This window comes from Paenibacillus cucumis (ex Kampfer et al. 2016), assembly GCF_019748695.1.
GTDB classification, from domain to species: Bacteria; Bacillota; Bacilli; order Paenibacillales; family Paenibacillaceae; genus Paenibacillus; species Paenibacillus polysaccharolyticus.
The window spans coordinates 1-1,459 of the sequence record NZ_JACLIC010000064.1 but is presented as its reverse complement, the minus strand read 5'-3'; the positions used below and the strand labels follow the sequence as shown (position 1 = coordinate 1,459).

General features: G+C 42.5%; 1 protein-coding gene. It reads right to left on the bottom strand.

The window, feature by feature from the left end; genetic code table 11:
• Window positions 1–37: 37 nt before the first annotated feature.
• Window positions 38–1,365, bottom strand: a protein-coding gene (locus tag H7T88_RS28430; RefSeq protein ID WP_260511209.1) for an IS3 family transposase whose coding sequence is annotated in 2 segments (ribosomal slippage) — window positions 38–996 and window positions 996–1,365 — 1,329 coding nt in all. Because the reading frame shifts where the segments join, the coding sequence is not laid out codon by codon here.
• Between the last annotated feature and the right edge of the window lie 94 nt (window positions 1,366–1,459).

Here is a 1,459-nt window from a genome sequence, read left to right as displayed (position 1 = left end):
TAAAATGTACCCCTTGTAAAGGACAAATTAAAAAAGGTTAGGCAGCTTCAAGCTGTCGTCTGTATCTTGCAGGCGGCAGCTTGTTTAAGTTCCATTGGCCTCGATAATGATTGTAGTAGATCATGTAGCTCTTTACTTCTTGCTTAACCTCCTCCAGAGTCATGCATGTTTTAAAATTGGTTTCATCTTTAAAATGCCCAAAGAAGGATTCTTGTGGAGCGTTGTCCCAACAGTTTCCTCGCCGTGACATGGATTGATTGAACCCCATTTGTTTCACAAGCTTTTGGAACTTGGGGCTTGTATAGTGAAATCCTTGATCCGAATGAATCAAGGCATCCGAAGTCAGATGCCTATGCTTTTTGAGTTGTTTCAACGACTCCATTGCAATGTCCAATCCAAGGGAAGCGGAGACTTCATAGGCTAATATTTCATTCGTCTCGGCATCTTTAATCGTTGATAGATAGGCTCGTTTGCTTATCCCATAAGTTAAGTACGTAATGTCGGTTAAGAGAACCTTGCCTGCAATTCCTGGCTTAAAGGCTCGCTTTAACAGGTTGGGACAGGTTCGATGCTCTTGCGTCGCTTTAGCCATACGACGTGCTGGATTTGCTTTTCGAATGGGACAAACGATGTTGTACTTCTGCATGATCCGACGAATGCGCTTAAGATTGTATATGACGTTATACTCAAGTGCGAGCGTCATTTTAATTTGACGTGCGCCTTTGTTCCTCCTACGGTAATGGTAGGCTTTCAGGATGATCGCTTTCACCTTATGGTCGTCCTGTTCCTGCTTTTGACGATGTAGCCTGGCGCTTTCACTACAATAGCGGTAGTAGCCTGAGCGTGAAACACCAGCAATAGCACAAAGAACATGCACCTTGCCTTGGAAAGAGCAGGTATGCATCATCTGTTGAATCAGTTCGAATTTTTGTCGTGTACGGAGTTGGATTTTTTTCTTCTCATCTGCCTTTCGAGGTGATCGAGCTTTTTTAAGAATTCATTCTCCGCTTCAAGCCATTTCATTTTTGCTTCCAAACGGGCATATTTTTCTTCAAGACTTAATTCACGGTTTAGAGGACGGCCTGAAGCGTGTTTTCTACCATCCGTTAATCCAGCAGATCCTTGTTCCTGAAATGCCGTACGCCACCGATTGGAAGCCTTTTGAATCCGGGTTGCACCCAAAACGTCAATGGGGAAGCCAGCTTCCTGAAAGATTTCACTGGGAAGCGTACCTTGACTATGTTGTTGAATAAATCGTTCTTTGAATGCATCCGTGTATGTAATCGCTTTAGCACTAACATTTCTTACATAGGGATTTCTTCTCAACTGATCTTGCTCTTGCATTGTAAAGTGTTTTTTTGACATTTGCTTGACCACCGCTCGTTTTTTATTCATTGTACACAAAAAAGACCCTACAAGATGACCTTTTTTAAGTGTCCATCTTATAGGGTACATTTTA